The organism is Ferroglobus sp., assembly GCF_015521575.1.
In the GTDB taxonomy this organism is placed as follows: domain Archaea; phylum Halobacteriota; class Archaeoglobi; order Archaeoglobales; family Archaeoglobaceae; genus Ferroglobus.
The window spans coordinates 1-17,667 of record NZ_WANY01000250.1 but is presented as its reverse complement, the minus strand read 5'-3'; the positions used below and the strand labels follow the sequence as shown (position 1 = coordinate 17,667).

The window sequence follows — 17,667 nt, the reverse complement described above, 5'->3', positions numbered from 1 at the left end:
CATAAAAGGATTCCGGCAAATTTTCGTGATAACTCATGACGACACTTTTGAAGAGATAGTGGAAAACGTGATTAGGGTTAGGAAGGAGAACGGAGTGTCAGTCGTATGAGATTCGAAGGGAAGTTAATAGAAAACGTGGCGAAAATTAGAGAATTCTACAGAAAAACCGAAATTTCCGAGATTCCCGATTTGGAGAAGAGAAGAATTTTCGTAGAAGATCTCAAATCATTTTTGAGAGGATTAAAGGTTGCTGGCGTTGACGGAAGTCAGATTTCTCCGCTGAAGGACTTTGGTTTACCTTTCGGTGGAGTTCAAGCTGCAAGGCTCGTTGTGGAGCATGGGAAGGGGAAGTACGATTTGAAATATAAGAGCGGAATAGCTCACGAGTCGAACTTGGAGCTTGAAAGGTTCAAGCTTGAGGTCGAAATGCTGAAAGAAGTGATGAGTGAAGACGTTTACGCCTTCTACGACGGCAGTTTTTCCTTCTTTTTCGCATCCGAAATGAGCGAAAAGCTCAGAAGAGCTTATCTGAAAGAGTTCGAAGAGCTAATAAAACTGAGCGAAGAAAATGAGACGCCGGTAATTGCTTACGTTGACAGGAGTTATTCAAGGGAGCTTTTTCAAAACACATACGATTCCTACGTTCTTAGAAGTTATCTTTCAATGTTCGAATTCGTAGAACCGATAAAGAGGGGAGATCTTTTAATAACGTATTTTAAGGTTAACCCCACCTTCCCGGCAAAAATAGAGATGCCGGCTTGGCTTGAGGATAGAATAGAGGAAGTTTTAAAAGTAATTCTGGCTGAATGCCTCATTTCTTCAACCTCCGGCTACCCTTACATCCTTGAGAGAGTGCACAAGTACGCCACAATATCCGAAAGGGAGAAAGAGGAGTTCGTTAAGGCTGTTGGAGCAAAAATGCTCTCGTACAAGTTCGTCAGCAAGTTGAAAGGAAAAGGTAAAATTTAGCAACGAAGAGGCTATAGCGAATGAGAGTCGTCAGAGTTCTGAATTCAAAGGAGTTCGAAGTTGAAGGAGAATTAAATATTGGCGAATTCGTTAGGGTTGGGAATGAAATAGCTGTTGTCGTCGAAGTTTACTGCGAAGATCCTGAGATCGTGAAATATATGAGCAGATTCGATATTGAAGAGGTAAAGGAGTTCCTTCCAGATCTTGCGGAGCCTAAAAATTACGCTAAGTGCTTTTTGCTCTCAGAGGGAAGAGTTAGTGTTGGGGAAAAGGTTGAGATTGCTGAAGATGAAAGAATAAGAGAAGTTCACTGGAAGAACGGAGACTTGTACATGCCCTACATTCCGGAACTTGTGGCGAAATACCCGAAAGTTGCGATAGATGTGATAAAAAAACTCGAAAGCCTGTTTCCCGAAGAGAGGGACGTTTTGAGGATAATAAAAGCCGGTTTGGAATTCAGTAGAATAAGGAGGGTTGACGTTTGAAAGCCATAGGTTTGGTAAAAGGACCGGCTGAGTCTCCTCATGAGTTCACCTTCATAACTCCCGACAGTAGCAAAGTCAAAAGTGGAGAGTTCGTTTACTACTTGCTTGGAGATAAGAAGGTTATATGCAGAGTCGTGAAAAGGTCTCCGGTAAGGCTCTACCCCACTCTCTATCTCTCAAATCCGGAGATAGAGCCGGAGAGAATTTTGAGAATTCTTGGAGTTGAAAATCCCGAATTCGAGCTTTACGAAGTCAAGGCAGCGATAATGGGATACTTCGATGAAAAGCTCGGATTCGTGAATCCGAGAATTCAGCCGAAGGCTGGGCAAAAGATTTATCTGGCTGAAAGAGAAGTTCTGGAGAACTCCCTTTTCAGAAAGAAGGTTGGGGAAATCGGTTCGATTCACATAGGCTATCTGCTGAACAGAGAAGAAGATATTCCCGTCGTTTTGGATGCTGCTTTGCTAACAAGCGAGCACATGTGCATTTTGGCTTCCACCGGAAGCGGAAAGAGCTATTTAGCCGGAGTTCTTGCTGAGGAGCTTCTAAAACCCTACAACTCCGCAGCTTTACTCATCTTTGACCCCCACGGAGAGTACCACACTCTAAAAGAGATAGAGGGGCTGAAGGAGTTCTCCTCCGACAATTACAGAGCGAGGGTAAGAATTTACGATAAGGACGAGATAAAGATAAGGCTCTCCGAGCTTGAATACGAAGAGCTTGTAAATTTACTTCCCGATCTTACTGACAAGCAAGAGGCTTTGCTTAACAGAGTTTACAGAAACCTTGAAGGCAGCTACTTCACATCCTCAGAGCTTATAGAAAAGATATACGAGGCTGCTGGAGAGGGAGATAAACTTACGGCAAAAGCCCTCGAATGGAGAATAATGAGGTACATAAAGAATTTCGAAATTATTGATGACAACAGACACATAGAACTTAAAGAGCTTTTAAAACCCGGTCAGGCAAGCGTTCTTCAGCTTACGGAGCTTGGAGACAGAGAACAGGAAACCCTTGTCAGCGTTCTTCTGAAGAGGATTCTGAACGCGAGAATTAACGCCGAAAAAGGTTTAAAAGGAGAAAAGCTCGAATATCCGGTTTTCATCATAATTGAAGAGGCTCATCGCTTCGCTTCTAAAGAAGCAAGGAGTTACAGAGTTCTAAGAACGATACTGAGTGAGGGAAGAAAATTCGGTGTTGGCGTTTGTTTGATAAGCCAAAGGCCGGCAAAAATAGACTCGGACATTTTAAGCCAGTGCATGACGCAAATAGTCATGAGAATAATCAATCCGGCGGATCAGGAGTACATAAGAAAGAGTGTTGAAAGCATAGGGAAAGATATGATAGAGGAGCTTCCCGGATTAACGAAAGGACAGGCGTTGGTGAGCGGAGTTGCTTTAAATGCTCCGGTTTTAATAAGAGTCAGGGAGAGGCTGACTTCCCACGGAGGAGTGAGTAAAGACGCTCCAAAAGAGTGGATAGATTGGATGAGAAACTACAGAGAGGAGAGGGGAATTAAAAAGGTGGAGAGGGTTAAACTTTTCTGGGATGAGACTTGACGAATTTTTGAAAAAATCCGGCTACTTCAAATCGAGGAATCAAGCCAAGGAGGCAATAAAAAGAGGGTTTGTAAGAGTTGACGGAAAGGTTATTACAAAACCAGCTTTCCAAGTTAAGGGAACGGAAAAAATTGAAGTGATCGAAGGAGGAAAGCCAAGAGGATATTACAAGCTGAAGGAGCTTGACGAGAAGTACGGAATTATAAAAGAAGGAGACGTTGTTTTAGATCTCGGAAGCAGTGCCGGAGGTTTTTTACTCTACGCAAGCGAAAAAGCTAAGCTCGTCTACGGAATAGAGTACAGCGAAGAGTTTGAAGATGCGCTGAGAGAGATCGAAAAAGATAGGAAGAACGTCAAGGTTTTCATAGACGATGCTTTCAAATTTGATACGTCAAAAATCGAAGAAGTTGATGTAATCCTCTGCGATCTCACTCTTGAGCCGGAAGATGCTTTAAAAGCATTGATGAGATTCGTAGGGAAACTTAAGGAGAATGGAAGAATTTTGTTTGTTTCGAAGGAAAGCCTGCCAAATTTTCCAGAGATGTTCAAAATCGAAGCTGTTGAAAAGGCTAAAGACAGAAAAGAGTACTATATCGTATTGAGAAGGGCAAGTGGTGAATAAGTTGGTAAAAATTTTGGTCGAAAAGTTTACAAATAAATTTACCTAATATTGAGTTAAGGTGGGTAGGATGAGTGAAATAACAGTACTAACGAGAGCTACATCAAAAAGTAGATCACTAAGAACAACTGTACCGATAGGTATAGTCAGACAATTCAATCTCTCGGAAGGAGATAAATTGGAATGGGAAATCAGAGCAGAAAACGGAGAACTTATAATAGTTGTAAAACCATTAAAGGTGTGAAGACTATGAGTAAAAAAACCCGAACAAGCAGTTTTGGTGTTCCGGGAAGGGTAAGCCACGACTCAACTCCTTTCTACTCCAGAAAATTGTACAAGAGCAACAACCTACCAAAACCAACACAAGAAGATCTTATCGAAAACCCCCTTCCAGCAGAGTTCTTAGATGAAATAATTCTTGGAGATGCTCGTGATGTTCTAAAAGAGTTCCCTAAAAATTGTATTCATCTAATGGTCACGTCTCCACCATACAACGTGGGAAAGGAGTACGATGAAGATTTAACATTGGGAGAATACCTTGATTTTATTGAGGAGGTTATGAGAGAGGTTTACAGGGTGCTCGTCTGGGGAGGTCGTGTTTGTTTTAACGTGGCTAATCTGGGTAGAAAACCGTACATCCCTCTCCATGCCTATCTGATAGAAAGATTCGAAAAAATTGGGTTTCTCTTCAGAGGAGAAATCATATGGGATAAAGGAGATGCCGTTAGCGGAGCGTCGACAGCTTGGGGAACGTGGCAATCGGCTGCAAACCCCGTGTTAAGAGACCAGCACGAATATATTATTGTCCTATCAAAGGGTAGCTTCAAAAGAGAAAAGAGAAACAAAGAAGACACGATCACAAGAGAGGAGTTTTTAGAGTTTACCAAGAGTGTTTGGAGATTTCCTCCGGAATCGGCAAAAAAAGTTGGTCATCCAGCACCTTTCCCGGAAGAATTGCCCTACAGATGCATACAGCTTTTCACGTTTAAAGGAGATGTCGTTTTAGATCCTTTCGTAGGCTCTGGCACAACATGCGTTGCTGCATTAAAGACTGGAAGGCATTTTGTAGGTATAGATATCGAAGAAAAATACGTTGAGTTGGCTAAGCAGAGAATAAAGGAGATAAAATCTACAAAGAAACTTACAGAATACTTTACATAATCTAATCTTCCAAAGCCAATCGCTTTAATGCGTTATACCAGATTTTCCAGTATTTTTCTCTAATAGCATCTGTGTCAACACGCCGATAGTTGGTTGTTACGAAATTACCTTTTTCTTTAGCTTTTTTAATTAAATTTCTAACAGCGTTAGTATTGAGTCCAAATCCTCTTGGATTGGTTCCACTTTTTGGTATCCACCACATATCATCTTTCATTTCTCTTCTCAGTTCTTCTATATCGCTGATTTCAAAAACATAAATAGAAATTTCTCTATTTTCTCTATTTCCGGTAACATAAAGTATCGGATATTTAAAATTAAATTTTCTTGCTCTTTCTATTGAAGGAAAACCGTTCCATGCTACCTTTATAGTAGTAATTTTCCCAGTAGTTTTTAGACTGTATTTTCTCTCTTCACCTTCAATCATTATAGAAAAATCCCATTCTCTCTCCATTGGTGGTGCTTCGATAACTCTGAGACCAAATTCTTCCTCTAACATTACTCGTATGATGTGCTCCCTTCTTTTCCCGATATCTGGCGTGCTACCTTCAATGTATAGTATCTCCCACAATCTCCCAAGTAAACTAAGAACCGCTAGGTTACTTTTAAAAAGTTGGATTAAGGGATCCGTTCTGTATTTTGCCATATATTACCACCTAAAACTTAGAGACTACCTTAAGATCTTTCAAAAAGGGATACTCTTCTCTGACTTTTCTAACTTCTTCGAGATTAATTTCACCTATTATGATTTCTTGCAGATTTCCGGCTTCATTTACAACGTTTCCCATGGGATCAACTATCATCGAATTTCCTCCGTAAAAGCCGTCTGGAGAAACGCAATTCGCACCTAAGACGTAAAGTTGATTCTCTATTGCCCTCGCTTTCAATAAAGTCCTCCAGTGTTCGATTCTTTCAGCAGGGAATTCGGCTGGAACGGCAATTATCTCAGCTCCCATTTTCATTAGTTTTCTTGCCAGCTCCGGAAACCTGATTTCGTAGCAGATGAGGATTCCTATTTTTCCGAAATCCGTTTCAAAAACCTTCAACTCTCTTCCGGCTGAGAGGTACTTTCTCTCTTCATTTAGTGGGAAAAGCAAAATTTTGCTGTACTTGCCTACAACCTCCCCTCTATAAATTAAAGCAACAGAATTGAAGAGTTTTCCTTCGCTCTTCTCTATAACTCCGGCAATTATAAGAATATCCTTTCTTTCTGAAAGCTTTAGAATCATGTCAAGCTCCTCTTCCAAACTTTTAGCTTTGGCGAAATTCTCCGGGAATAATCCGGTGTTAGAAGCTTCAGGTAGAACAACAATTTTCGCCTCGTGCTGAATAGCTCTCTTCACCAAGCTCAAAGCCTTCATCTTGTTAACGTCTGCATCCTCAACAATCCTCTGCTGCCCGATAGCTACAATCATTCAATCACCGATGTACTCCACAACCTCCCCTTCCTTCGTCAGCTCAAGCCTATCTCCTCTCCTTACTATGCAAAATCCCCACTCAAGAATTTTTAGATGGTATTCAAAGTCTTCTTTGCTAATTCCAAGCTCCTTCAAAATTTCCTCGTAGCTCTTCCCTTCTTTTATCAGCTTTAGTATTTTTCTCCTCAGCTTATTGTTCACCGCTATGTGGTACCTCTTGTGGTATTCCCTGCTCTTCTCGACGCTTCCGCTAAATTCGCTCCAGCTCTCCTTCATAGCTTTATCAGCTTTTCGACAACCATTTCAGCTGCTGTATGTGGATCTAATTCCCCTCTAACGACCTTCTGAATTATCTCCCTGTAGTTTACAACATCGTTCTTCGAAAGCAGCATCTTTATTTCGTCCATTATCAGATCGAAAACTTCTCTGCTCAGCCTTCTTATTCTCCTTTCCTCAAGCTTTCCGCTCCTCTTCAGATAATCGAAATGCTGCTCTATTGCATCAGCTAATTCTCTAATTCCCTCTCCTCTGTCTGCGACAGTAGTCAAAACAGGCGGAACCCAGTCTTTCGATCTTTTCATCCTCTCGAATATTTCTCCACTTTCAACAGCCGCCTCATCAGCGTGAGTAGTTTTCGACAAAATTTCTATAGCCTCCTGATCCATCATGATCATCGATTTAAGCCACTTTACGGTTTTCTCAGCCCCTCCCAAATCGGCTTTGTTCACAACGTAGATATCTCCGATTTCAAGGATTCCAGCCTTGTTTATCTGAATATCGTCCCCCATCTCGGGCATTAAAATGACTATGCTTGTATCTGCGACTTCAATTATATCGACTTCGCTTTGTCCAGCTCCGACGGTTTCGACAAAAATTACATCGAAGCCGAAGGCATCCATCAATCTAACAACATCTCCGGTTTTAGCAGCGATTCCACCAGCTCTACCCCTCGAACTCATGCTTCTGAAGAAGACCCCCTCGTCGAGCCACAACGGATTGTTAACGTCTAAGCCGTCAAGTCTCAGCCTGTCTCCGAGTAAAGCTCCTCCGGTGAAAGGCGAGCCCGGATCGACGGCAACTATACCAACAGTCTTTCCCCTCTTTCTGAACTCCTGAGTCAGCTTGCTAACGGTTGTTGATTTACCAACTCCGGGAAAGCCAGTAATCCCGACAACATGAGCCTTGCCTGTACGATAGTATATTCTTTTCAGTATCTCCTTTCCCTCCGGATACTCGTTCTCCACGTAGGTTATCGCTCTCGCCAATGCACGTCTGTTCTTGTTCAAAATCCCATCGACAATCTCGTCAACGTTCATTTTTTAGCCACCGCTTTCCTTTTCTCCGCAACAGCTTTCTTTATAAAATCGATTATCTCTTGAATCGGCGTTCCGGGAATGAAAATTCCATCAACTCCAGCCTTTTTCAGCTCTTCAAAATCGTCCTCAGGAATTATCCCTCCAACAAGTATTACCATCTCCTCCGGATTTCCGCCGAACTCCCTTATGTACTTTATGACCTTTGGCACCAATTCCTTGTGAGCACCGCTGTGAATCGAAATGCCGACGACATCCACATCCTCTTGGACCGCTGCCATAGCGACTTCCTGGGGGGTTCTGTGCAAGCCCGTGTAAACCACTTCGAAGCCAGCATCCCTCAAAAACCTTGCAACAACCTTAGCTCCTCTGTCATGCCCGTCCAATCCGACCTTAGCGACGAGAACCTTTATCGGCCTCTCCATAGCACCACCTCAAAAAAATTTAGATTATTATCGGCTTTCTGTAGGTTCCGTAAACTTCTTTGAGAACTCCCATTATTTCTCCAACGGTAGCGTAGTTCTTCACAGCCTCAAGAATCGGAGGCATAACGTTTTCATCGTTCTCAGCAGCGTTTCTCAACCACTCTAAGGCTTCCTTTACCGCATCGTTGTCTCTTTCAGCCTTGACCTTCTTTAACCTCTCTATCTGCTTTCTCTGGACTTCAGGATCGACTTTAAGGATCGGGATTTTGAGCTTCTCCTTTATCGTGAACTTGTTCACTCCGACGATTATTCTTCTTCCCTCCTCAACTTCCCTCTGATACTTGGCAGCAGCATTGCTTATCTCCTTAACGAAGAATCCGTTTTCAATTCCCTTCAGAACACCCTGCAAAACGCTTCCCTCTCCCATCTTCCTTATCTGCTCTATGTACTTCCAAGCGAGTTTCTCCATCTTATCTGTGAGCCACTCGACGTAGTAGCTTCCGGCAAGAGGATCAATCGTGTCGGGAATTCCGCTTTCGTAAGCAATTATCTGCTGAGTTCTTAAAGCAACTCTCACCGCCTCCTCGCTCGGCAAAGCCCATGCCTCGTCGAAGCTGTTTGTATGTAGACTCTGGCAGCCTCCTAAAACTGCCGCCATAGCTTGGATCGTTACTCTGACTATGTTATTTAGCGGCTGCTGAGCCGTTAAAGTGCAGCCTGCTGTTTGAACGTGGAACTTCATCCACCAAGACCTCGGATTCTTTGCTCCGAACTCCTCCCTCATTATCTTAGCCCACATTCTTCTCGCAGCTCTGAACTTTGCAATTTCCTCGAAGAAGTTGTTGTGAGCGTTGAAGAAGAAGCTCAGCTGAGGAGCTAATCTGTCAACGTCAATTCCCCTTTCCATCGCTGCCTCAACGTAAGCCATTCCGTCTGCTATCGTGAAAGCCAATTCTTGCACTGCCGTAGATCCAGCCTCTCTTATGTGGTATCCGGAAATGCTTATCAGGTTGAACTTCGGAACGTTCTCAACTCCCCACTCGAATATGTCCACGATTATCTTCACTGAAGGCTCCGGAGGAAGAACTATCGTGTTCTGGGCGTGGAACTCCTTAAGCATATCGTTCTGAATCGTCCCTCTCAATTGTTCTCTCGGAACTCCTTGCATGTCGCCTATAGCCGTGTACATAGCCAAGATTATCGCAGCCGGCGGGTTTATCGTGAAGGATGTGGAGATCTTATCCAGCGGAATTCCGTCGAAAAGGATCTCGAAGTCTTTAAGCGTGTCTACAGCAACCCCAACCTTACCAACCTCCCCATCAGCAAGCGGGTCGTCGCTGTCTAACCCCATCAAAGTCGGGAAGTCGAAAGCTGTGCTCAATCCAGTTTGCCCTTCTTTTAAAAGCATCTTCCACCTTCTGTTCGTGTCTTCAGCAGTGCCGAATCCAGAGAACTGCCTCATCGTCCAGAGCCTTCCTCGATACATTGTAGGATAAACTCCTCTTGTGAACGGATACTCTCCCGGATAACCTATGTCCCTTACGAAGTCAATGTGAGCTATATCTTCAGGATCGTAAACCCTCTTAACTTCAATTCCAGAAAGCGTCTCAAAAGGATAATCTCTCTCCCCAGCTTTCTCCAAAAACGGCTGTAAGCAGCTTTTTTCCCACTCCTCCCTCTTCTTTCTAACTCTTTCAATTTCCTTCTTCTTCAATTCATCTTCCATCAGCTTCACCCCGTTTAACTTTTTAAACTCTACAGCTTACCCAATAAACCTTTCGCAATTGTGTTAAGCTGAATCTCCTTCGTTCCCTCGTAGATCTCCGTAATCTTGGCGTCTCTGTAAAATCTCTCAACGTCGTATTCAGATATGTAGCCGTATCCACCGTGCATCTGAATGGCTTCGTCGCAAATCCTAACGGCAAGCTTTCCAGCGTAGTACTTAGCCATGCTCGTTAAAGCCGGATCGATTTCTCCTCTATCGTACTTCCAAGCGGCTTTGTAAACCAAAAGCCTGCAAGCTTCGAGTTGAGCGGCCATGTCAGCTATTCTATGCTGCAAAGCCTGAAAAGCTCCTATAGGTTGACCAAACTGTTTTCTCTGCTTTACGTAGCTGATCGTTTTGTCCAAAGCACCCTGAGCTATTCCCAAAGCCTGTGCGGCTATTTCAATTCTGCTCCCGTCGAAGAATTCGAGAACCTGATAAAATCCACGATTTAGCTGACCGATGATATCTTCCTCGCTAACCCTAACATCTTTAAAACTAACTTCGGCTGTAGGAGAACTCCTAATTCCGAATTTCCCTGTTATCTTATTTATCTTCAAACCTTCAGCATTCTTTCTGACAAGAAACGTCGTAAATCCACGATACCTCGGCTGGGCGTTCGGATCTGTTACAGCCAAAACAACGAAGTAGTCAGCTATGGGAGCGTTGGTTATGAATGTCTTCGTACCGTTTATTACCCATTCATCTCCATCTTTTTCCGCTTTAGTTCTTATAGCAGTTAGATCGCTTCCAGCCTCCGGCTCAGTGTAGCAGCCGGCTGTTATAGCTTTTCCACTCGCCACCTTCGGAAGAACTTCTTCTTTCTGTTCCTCGCTTCCGAACTTCATTATCACTTCCGAGGAGAAGTCCGAAAGGATTATCGCACTTCCAATGGTGCTGTCAGCCCTGCAGAATTCTTCAGCTATAAGGGTGTTTTCCAAGTACCCCATTCCGGCTCCGCCGTATTCTTCCGGGAAGTGCACGCCTATAAAACCAAGCTCGCAAGCCTTTTTCCAGAGATCAAAAGGGAATTCTTCCTTTTCGTCGTACTCTCTTCCCCTTTCCGGAGTGAATTCCGCCTGAGCGAACTCTCTTGCTGCTCTTTGAATATCCTTTTGCTCTTGCGTGAGTTCGAAATCCATTTAAAACACCTCATAAATCCATGATTAGACGTGATTTAAATCGTTTTCTAATAGTTTTTCAATTTAAAATAATTGCAGAAGGAGAGTTTTAGCTTCGCTCGAAAAGATAATAATTCGATACGTAGTCCATAAAGAGCATTATATAAAGACCTCCAGAGCACGTTAAGGGTATTCAGTAAAAAATACTGGAAGCGAACACGTTGGTGATCAATTACGCTCACTCATTACGCGAAATATATCTCATCTCCCTGCGCGCTGTTGCTTCCCTCGATTTTACAGAGTAATAAATAACCTCGCAAATCTTCGAATTTTTTTGAACGCCATGTGCACGTAATCTAATTTTAGTTTCTTAAAATTGAATCTCAAACAGCTCGTTAGGCATTCTATTCTTAACGATGCAGCACCACAAAACCGCAATAAATGAAATTATAAATAGAGTTTCTTCGAAAGTTAGCACATGGAAAGCTTCGACGAAATTGAAAAGGCTGCGAAGATCATTGCAAAAGCGAAGCATGGTGTTGTCTTCACCGGAGCCGGAGTTTCGGCTGAAAGCGGAATTCCAACTTTCAGAGGAAATGACGGTTTGTGGAGAAGATGGGATCCGGACGAGGTTGCTTCGATTTACGGATTCAGAAGAAACCCGAGGAAGTTCTGGGAATTTTCGAGGGAGCTGATAGTCAAGGTTAAAGCTCAGCCAAATCCAGCTCATTATGCGATAGCCGAACTGGAAAAGATGGGGCTCGTTAAAGCTGTCATAACCCAAAATATCGACATGCTCCATCAAAGAGCCGGAAGTAAAAGAGTTCTCGAATTGCACGGCTCAATGCAGTACGTAGACTGCTTAGACTGCGGAAAAACCTACAAGTGGGAAGAGATAGAGAAATTTCTGGAGAGAGGAGAGATAGACAAAATCAGATGTGAGTGCGGCTCAATCTACTTGAAACCAAGAGTCGTCTTCTTCGGAGAGCCGTTACCTTCGAACGTTTTAAGCGAGGCGATGGAGGAAAGCAGGAAGGCTGACGTGTTCATAGTCGTCGGATCTTCGCTTGTGGTATATCCGGCAGCGTATTTACCTGTAATAGCTAAGGAGCACGGGGCTAAGCTGATAATAGTAAATCTGGAGCCTACTATAAAAGACCATATTTTCGATGTTGTGATAAGAGGAAAAGCCGGAGAGATAATGCCGGAAATCGTAAAGAGAGTTAAAACTCTAATTTAATCCTTTTCAACTCTCTTAAGCTGAAGAATCAGGAAGGTTAGCAGCGTCGTTATTGCAGCAATCCCATACTCACCCATCCCCACGCTCATGCCTATCGCCGCGGTAACCCACAAACTTGCTGCTGTCGTTATTCCGACAATCTTAGTTGTTTCTCTCCTTTCAGCAATTATCGTACCTGCTCCGATGAATCCTATTCCGGAGACGACGCCACTTGCTATTCTTGCCGGGTCTCCAAAGAATTTCGTTGAGATTATCATGAATAAGCAAGAGCCAAGAGCTACGAGCATGTGCGTTCTCAGTCCCGCCGGTTTGTGAACCTTCATCCTCTCGTAGCCGACGATTCCTCCGAAAATCGTGGCTAAAATCAAAGCTTGAATTTCCTCCATGGATGATATTTTTACAAAAAACATAAAAAGATTGGCTTCACATTCTGGAGTGAAGCACTCTTAATTTAGCAACTTACGGTTTTTCAAAAAGAGCCCATACGAACTCCGCGATTGTCAGCTGAAACTTAACCTCGTTCAAAACTTCGATCGTTTATCGCTTCAATGCCATAACGACTGCGAAAATGAGTTCTCGGAGAGTTGTAATTGAGCTTCGATAATAGACCTACTTATTTTTCAATCCGAGAATTTTAGCTGCGTTGACTCCCAAAATCTTCTCTTTAACTCTCCTACCTATTGGAAGAGATCTTATAATTCTTATGTTCTCCTTTATGTTAGCTCCGGGAAAGTCGCTGCCGAAAATCACCTTGTCCTCCACTTCCTCTATCCTCGGAAAGTAATAGAGCAATCTCTTAGGAGGCAAGCCGGAAATTTCGAGATAAACGTTCTCGTGAATCCTCGCAAGCATGAAAGCCTTCTCGTACCACATTCCTCTCCCGGAGTGAGCTAAAATTATTTTTAAGTCCGGGAAGTCCGTTGCTACGTCATCCAAATAAATCGGATCCGCATATTTTTGCCTCACGTTTTTGAAGACGGATGTGCCGGTGTGAAACATTACCGGCATCTTCAATTCCGCTGCTTTCTCGTAGAATTTGTAGATCTCTCCGTCGTTGGGATAGAAAAACATGTAAGATGGCAGAAGCTTTAAACCCCTGCATCCAAGCTCGTAAGCTTTTTCCAAGTCTTCAACGGTAGAAGTCTTCGGATTTAGAGAAGCGAAGGGAATCAGCCTCTCTTCACCCTCGCAAAATTTAGCCACAAACTCATTCGTTACAACTCCAGTCACCGCCGGAGCGTCTTCGGCGAGAATGACAGCGTAATTCACTCCAGCATCATCCAAGATTTTAAGCAGATTTTCTTTGCTCATCTCGAAATCAAAACTGGGGTTCATTTTTTTGAGGTATTCCATAACCCAAGGGTGCCAAGGTTTTTCGTAAACGTGAACGTGGAAATCCACGATCATCAGCTTGGAGACTTTGAGAGGAGATAAAAATATTCCGTTAACGTTTTAATTCCTCAAGCTTTTCTGCCTCCATGAAAATTTCGATACTGGGAGGCACTGGAAACTTGGGAAAAGGACTCGCGATAAGGCTCAATCTCGCCGGCTTTGACGTTTTTGTTGGGTCGAGAAAAGAGGAGAAGGCTAAAAAGCTCGCTGAAGAGTACAACGAAGTTGCCGAAAAATTCGGGGGAGGGGGAATAATCGGGGTTGAAAACGAAAAAGCTGCTAAAATTTCTGATGTCTCGATAATTACTATTCCTTGGGAACATGCTTTCGAAACTGCTGAAAAGCTCAAAAATGCCTTATCTGAAAAAATAGTCGTCTCTCCCCTCGTCCCTATGCGGTTCGAAAACGGTTTTGCTCATTACGTTGAAATTGATGGAAGTTCGGCTGCAGAAAAACTTGCTTCGATTCTCTCCGAAAGTTTTGTCGTTTCTGCTTTCAACAACATTCCGGCTAAGAGATTTGCAAATTTGGAGGAAAAATTTAGCTGGGACGTTTTGGTTTGTTCAGATGATGCTAAAGCGAAAAAAGTTGTTATGGATGTCGTAAACAAAATAGAGGGTTTGCGGGCTTTAGACTTTGGAGAGCTGAAAAATTCGAGAATCGTTGAAAAGCTCACACCGATGCTGATAAATCTCGCAAAAATCAACAATTTAAAACCCCTTGGCTTGAGGTTCGATTAGTTTTTAAATGGGTCTGTGAATTTGAAAGACATGAGAAGTGATGTCGTAAAGAAGGGAGTTGACAGAATTGCTCACAGAGCTCTTCTAAGGGCTTTAGGTTTGACCGACGACGATTTCGAAAAGCCGTTCATCGGAATAGCAAACGCCTACAACACAATTGTGCCGGGACACATGAGCTTGGATAGGCTAACCCAGTTCGTAAAGCTTGGGATCGCTTCGGCAGGAGGAGTACCCTTCGAGTTTGGGGTGATAGGAATATGCGACGGAATTGCGATGGGGCATAAGGGGATGAGCTACTCCCTACCATCGAGAGAGATTATCGCCGATTCAATTGAGGCGATGGTTGAAGCTCATCAGTTCGATGGGCTTGTGGTTGTGGGAAGCTGCGATAAGATAGTTCCGGGAATGCTGATGGCTGTGATGAGGCTGAACATTCCTTCCATAGTTGTAACCTCTGGCCCCATGCTGCCTGAAAAGCTCAACGAAAAAAAGCTGTCGATAAAGCACGCTTTCGAAGCAGCTGGAATGTACAAAGCTGGAGAGCTGAGTGAGGAAAAGCTAAAGCTCTACGAAAACTATTGTGCCGCTTACTGCGGAAGCTGTCAGGGGCTTTATACAGCTAACACAATGCAGATATTAACCGAAACTCTCGGTTTGAGTTTGCCCTACACTTCCACCTCCCCTTGCGGCTCGTCAAGAAAGCTGAGATTAGCCAAGGAGGCAGGAAAGAGGGTCGTCGAATTGGTTAAGCAGGATGTAAAACCTTTGGATATAATCAACGAGAAGAGCTTTGAAAACGCCATAACGATGGACATGATGATCGGCGGCTCGACTAACACAGTTCTTCATCTCCCAGCTATAGCGAAAGAGGCAGGAATAAAAATCGAACTCGACAAATTCGATGAGATAAGCAGAAAAACCCCGCACTTAGTTGCTTTAGATCCGGCAAGTGATGAGATGGTTGTAGACTTGGACGAAAGTGGAGGGGTGCCGATGATAATAAAAAAGGCGAAGGAGTACTTCCACAACGAGATGACGGTAAGCGGAAAGAGACTATACGAAATCGCCGAAAAAGCTTTTGCGAGGGGAAGAGACATAATTGCCTCTCCGGAAAAACCTCTGAGCAAGGAGGGTGGAATAGCCATCCTTAAGGGTAATTTGGGAAAGGCGGTGATAAAAGCTGCGGCTGTTGAAGAAGAGATGAGAAAATTTGAAGGAGAAGCGAAAGTTTTCGATTCTGAGAAAGATGCTTTAGATGCAATACTCGGAGGAAAAATCGAGGAGGGAGATGTAGTGGTGATAAGGTACATGGGTCCGAAAGCTGCGGGAATGCCGGAAATGCTTTTACCAACAGCAGCTATTAGCGGAATGGGATTAGAGAGAGTCGCTTTGATAACTGACGGAAGGTTCAGCGGAGCAACGAGAGGACCAGCTGTTGGACACGTTACTCCGGAAGCTTTGGTCGGAGGAACGATCGCGTTGATAGAAGATGGAGATCCAATTGAGATAGACATTCCGGGCAGAAGGCTTAACGTGAAAATCGAAGAGGAGGAATTGAGAGAGAGGAGAGAGAAATGGAAGCCCAAGGAAATTAAGCATAGAGGTTTCTTGGCAAAGTACTCCAAGCTCGCAACTTCAGCTGAAGAGGGGGCAACGACCTCTCTGAATTAGCTCCAACTTCTCCTCACGTCCATTTTTATTCTTCTAACCATTTTCGAAAGTTCTATACCCATAGGACAGACGTAATCGCATTTTTTGCATGCTGTGCAGAGAAAAACGTCTTCTCCGGCTCTTTTGGTTATCAGGTAGCTTAAAACTCTTCCCATAGGACCTCCGTAAACTCCTCCCCAGTTCACACCGAAAAGCTGAAAGATCGGACATTCAAGCTGGCACCTTCCGCACTTCACGCAGAGGAGGATTTCTCTAAACCGCTCATCAGAAGTCCTTCCGTTGTCGAGAAATATTACGTGGAACTCCTGATCTTTATTGGGCTTGTTCACGTTTACGTAAGCTGGAGGAAAAACCCCAGCAAAAGCTGCCTGAACGAGGATCGATTTTAGGCAAAGCTCGTCTTCCGGTAAGATTTTTTCCAAACTAACTATAGCAACGTATTTTTTCGGTAGAGAAGAGACGAGCCTTATGTTTCCCTCGTTTTCCACGAGAAAAACGCTTGAGCTTTCAACCGAGAAGGCGTTACAGCCGGAAATTCCAACATCAGCTTCAAGAAACTTCTTCCTCATAAAAGATCTAACCGCATAAGTCAACTCCTCTGGAGAATTTCCTCTAATTCCGATTTTTCCGAGAACTCTCTTAGCGTCCTCTTCAGAAAAATGAATGGCGGGAGCTACGATGTGCATCGGCTTGTCCTCTGCAAGTTGAACTATCAATTCTCCCAAATCGGTCTCCCACACCTCGTTTCCGCTTTCTTCGAGAAAGAACCTCAAAGATAGTTCATCGCTCACCGACGACTTGGCTTTTACGACGAGCTTGTTCGTTCCGACAATTTCCCCGACTATTCTTTTAGCCTCCTCTTCTTTCCTCGCAAAATAAACGTAAGCGTTCTTTTCCTCAAGATTTTTCATCGCTTTGTCCATCCAGTAATCTAAATCGTTCAAGACTTTCTTCTTCGCCTCCCTAACCTCCTCAGCGAACCTCTTTACAAATGGAAAATTCCTCAAAATTTCGTCTACAGCTTTCGAAACATTCTTGCCGTGCTCCGAAATTCCACGAACGATTTTCATTTTCCGATGGTTGGGTGATATTTCATAAAAATTTGCCTTCGCAAATCTTAAATCATTAAAAATTATAGATAAGAGCGGTGATTCCCCATGGAGTTTCCTTGGTACAAGCACTATCCGAAACATGTTCCGAAAAGCCTTGAGTATCCGGAGAGAAACCTCTTCGAGAATCTAAAGATTTCAGCTAAAAAGTTCCCAGAAAATTACGCCGTTGTTTACAAGGACTTCCCTTACACTTACGAAAAGCTTCTTGAGCTTTCGAATAAATTCGCAAATTTTCTGCTTTCGTTCGGAATTAAAAAAGGAGACAGAGTGGCTTTGTACCTTCCGAATATTCCCCAATTCGTCATAGCTTACTACGGAGCGCTCGCCTCTGGAGGAGTCGTTGTGGCTTGTAACGCTTTGTACAAGGAGAAAGAAGTAGAGTACATTCTTTCCGACTCCAAAGCAAAGGTTGTAGTAACTCTCGACGATATGAAAGAAGTAGTTGAAAACGTTAGAGAAAGCACGGAAGTGGAAGAGATCATATCCACGAGTAGATCCGAGGCTCTCAATGGTTTTACTTCCGGAAGGTTTTCAGAGCTGCTCAAAGAGCACCCAGCAGAGGATCCGGGAGTAAAAATAAACCCAAAGGAGGACTTAGCCGTTTTGCAGTACACTGGAGGGACTACAGGCAAACCAAAGGGAGCAATGCTCACACACTATAACCTCCTTGTGATTCAAGT

General features: G+C 43.5%; 20 protein-coding genes. 10 read left to right on the top strand and 10 right to left on the bottom strand.

Going from position 1 to position 17,667, the window contains the following annotated elements; genetic code table 11:
• Positions 1-105: 105 nt before the first annotated feature.
• From F7C14_RS10120 to F7C14_RS10095, 6 genes are all read left to right on the top strand, one after another.
• Positions 106-969, top strand: a complete 864-nt coding sequence (locus F7C14_RS10120) for a DNA double-strand break repair nuclease NurA (protein ID WP_290902508.1) — start codon at positions 106-108, stop codon at positions 967-969.
• 20 nt (positions 970-989) lie between these two features.
• The gene (locus tag F7C14_RS10115) at positions 990-1,454 is read left to right on the top strand and encodes a hypothetical protein (RefSeq protein ID WP_290902506.1); all 465 of its coding nucleotides are present in this window, start codon (positions 990-992) and stop codon (positions 1,452-1,454) included.
• Positions 1,451-3,013 (top strand): ATP-binding protein, encoded by a 1,563-nt coding sequence (locus F7C14_RS10110; RefSeq protein ID WP_290902504.1) that lies wholly within the window; start codon positions 1,451-1,453, stop codon positions 3,011-3,013. The genes F7C14_RS10115 and F7C14_RS10110 overlap by 4 nt, the downstream gene beginning before the upstream one ends.
• Positions 3,003-3,635, top strand: coding sequence for an SAM-dependent methyltransferase (locus tag F7C14_RS10105; protein ID WP_290902502.1), 633 nt, complete (start codon positions 3,003-3,005; stop codon positions 3,633-3,635). Before F7C14_RS10110 ends, F7C14_RS10105 begins: the two co-directional genes overlap by 11 nt.
• Before the next feature lie 67 nt (positions 3,636-3,702).
• Positions 3,703-3,876 carry an AbrB/MazE/SpoVT family DNA-binding domain-containing protein gene (locus F7C14_RS10100; RefSeq protein WP_290902500.1) on the top strand — a complete coding sequence of 58 codons (174 nt, stop codon included), beginning with the start codon at positions 3,703-3,705 and terminating at the stop codon, positions 3,874-3,876.
• Positions 3,877-3,881: 5 nt separating this feature from the next.
• The gene (locus F7C14_RS10095) at positions 3,882-4,793 is read left to right on the top strand and encodes a site-specific DNA-methyltransferase (RefSeq protein WP_290902498.1); all 912 of its coding nucleotides are present in this window, start codon (positions 3,882-3,884) and stop codon (positions 4,791-4,793) included.
• 1 nt (position 4,794) lies between these two features.
• On the opposite strand, the gene F7C14_RS10090 is transcribed toward F7C14_RS10095, so the two are convergent.
• From F7C14_RS10090 to F7C14_RS10060, 7 genes are read right to left on the bottom strand one after another with little or no spacing between them, the layout of a single operon-like run.
• On the bottom strand, positions 4,795-5,436 hold the full coding sequence (locus tag F7C14_RS10090) for a ThaI family type II restriction endonuclease (protein WP_290902496.1): 642 nt from the start codon (positions 5,434-5,436) through the stop codon (positions 4,795-4,797).
• A gap of 10 nt (positions 5,437-5,446) precedes the next feature.
• Positions 5,447-6,205, bottom strand: coding sequence for a nitrilase-related carbon-nitrogen hydrolase (locus tag F7C14_RS10085; RefSeq protein ID WP_290902493.1), 759 nt, complete (start codon positions 6,203-6,205; stop codon positions 5,447-5,449).
• Positions 6,206-6,484 (bottom strand): helix-turn-helix domain-containing protein, encoded by a 279-nt coding sequence (locus F7C14_RS10080; protein ID WP_290902491.1) that lies wholly within the window; start codon positions 6,482-6,484, stop codon positions 6,206-6,208.
• The gene (gene meaB / locus F7C14_RS10075) at positions 6,481-7,524 is read right to left on the bottom strand and encodes a methylmalonyl Co-A mutase-associated GTPase MeaB (protein ID WP_290902489.1); all 1,044 of its coding nucleotides are present in this window, start codon (positions 7,522-7,524) and stop codon (positions 6,481-6,483) included. The genes F7C14_RS10080 and meaB overlap by 4 nt, the downstream gene beginning before the upstream one ends.
• On the bottom strand, positions 7,521-7,946 hold the full coding sequence (locus tag F7C14_RS10070) for a cobalamin B12-binding domain-containing protein (RefSeq protein WP_290902487.1): 426 nt from the start codon (positions 7,944-7,946) through the stop codon (positions 7,521-7,523). The genes meaB and F7C14_RS10070 overlap by 4 nt, the downstream gene beginning before the upstream one ends.
• A 19-nt stretch (positions 7,947-7,965) precedes the next feature.
• Positions 7,966-9,672 carry a methylmalonyl-CoA mutase family protein gene (locus F7C14_RS10065; protein ID WP_290902485.1) on the bottom strand — a complete coding sequence of 569 codons (1,707 nt, stop codon included), beginning with the start codon at positions 9,670-9,672 and terminating at the stop codon, positions 7,966-7,968.
• 29 nt (positions 9,673-9,701) lie between these two features.
• Complete coding sequence (locus tag F7C14_RS10060; protein WP_290902483.1) at positions 9,702-10,853, bottom strand: acyl-CoA dehydrogenase family protein; 1,152 nt, start codon at positions 10,851-10,853, stop codon at positions 9,702-9,704.
• A 457-nt stretch (positions 10,854-11,310) separates the two neighbouring features.
• On the opposite strand from F7C14_RS10060, the gene cobB reads away from it, so the two are divergent.
• The gene (gene cobB / locus F7C14_RS10055) at positions 11,311-12,072 is read left to right on the top strand and encodes an NAD-dependent protein deacetylase (protein WP_290902480.1); all 762 of its coding nucleotides are present in this window, start codon (positions 11,311-11,313) and stop codon (positions 12,070-12,072) included.
• Here cobB and F7C14_RS10050 read toward each other — a convergent pair.
• Together F7C14_RS10050 and F7C14_RS10045 are read right to left on the bottom strand one after the other, a co-directional pair.
• Positions 12,069-12,458 carry an MgtC/SapB family protein gene (locus tag F7C14_RS10050; RefSeq protein ID WP_012966061.1) on the bottom strand — a complete coding sequence of 130 codons (390 nt, stop codon included), beginning with the start codon at positions 12,456-12,458 and terminating at the stop codon, positions 12,069-12,071. The genes cobB and F7C14_RS10050 overlap by 4 nt on opposite strands.
• A gap of 223 nt (positions 12,459-12,681) precedes the next feature.
• Positions 12,682-13,479, bottom strand: a complete 798-nt coding sequence (locus F7C14_RS10045; RefSeq protein WP_290902479.1) for an amidohydrolase family protein — start codon at positions 13,477-13,479, stop codon at positions 12,682-12,684.
• Positions 13,480-13,550: 71 nt separating this feature from the next.
• Between F7C14_RS10045 and npdG the strand changes: the two genes are divergently transcribed.
• Positions 13,551-14,204 carry an NADPH-dependent F420 reductase gene (gene npdG / locus F7C14_RS10040; RefSeq protein WP_290902478.1) on the top strand — a complete coding sequence of 218 codons (654 nt, stop codon included), beginning with the start codon at positions 13,551-13,553 and terminating at the stop codon, positions 14,202-14,204.
• A 30-nt stretch (positions 14,205-14,234) separates the two neighbouring features.
• Positions 14,235-15,875 carry a dihydroxy-acid dehydratase gene (ilvD, locus tag F7C14_RS10035; RefSeq protein ID WP_290902477.1) on the top strand — a complete coding sequence of 547 codons (1,641 nt, stop codon included), beginning with the start codon at positions 14,235-14,237 and terminating at the stop codon, positions 15,873-15,875.
• Here the strand turns inward: ilvD and F7C14_RS10030 are convergent.
• Positions 15,872-16,945 (bottom strand): LUD domain-containing protein, encoded by a 1,074-nt coding sequence (locus tag F7C14_RS10030; protein ID WP_290902475.1) that lies wholly within the window; start codon positions 16,943-16,945, stop codon positions 15,872-15,874. The two genes, ilvD and F7C14_RS10030, sit on opposite strands and share 4 nt — an antisense overlap.
• An 87-nt stretch (positions 16,946-17,032) precedes the next feature.
• On the opposite strand from F7C14_RS10030, the gene F7C14_RS10025 reads away from it, so the two are divergent.
• On the top strand, positions 17,033-17,667 hold a 635-nt coding region (locus F7C14_RS10025; protein WP_290902472.1), incomplete at its 3' end, for an AMP-binding protein.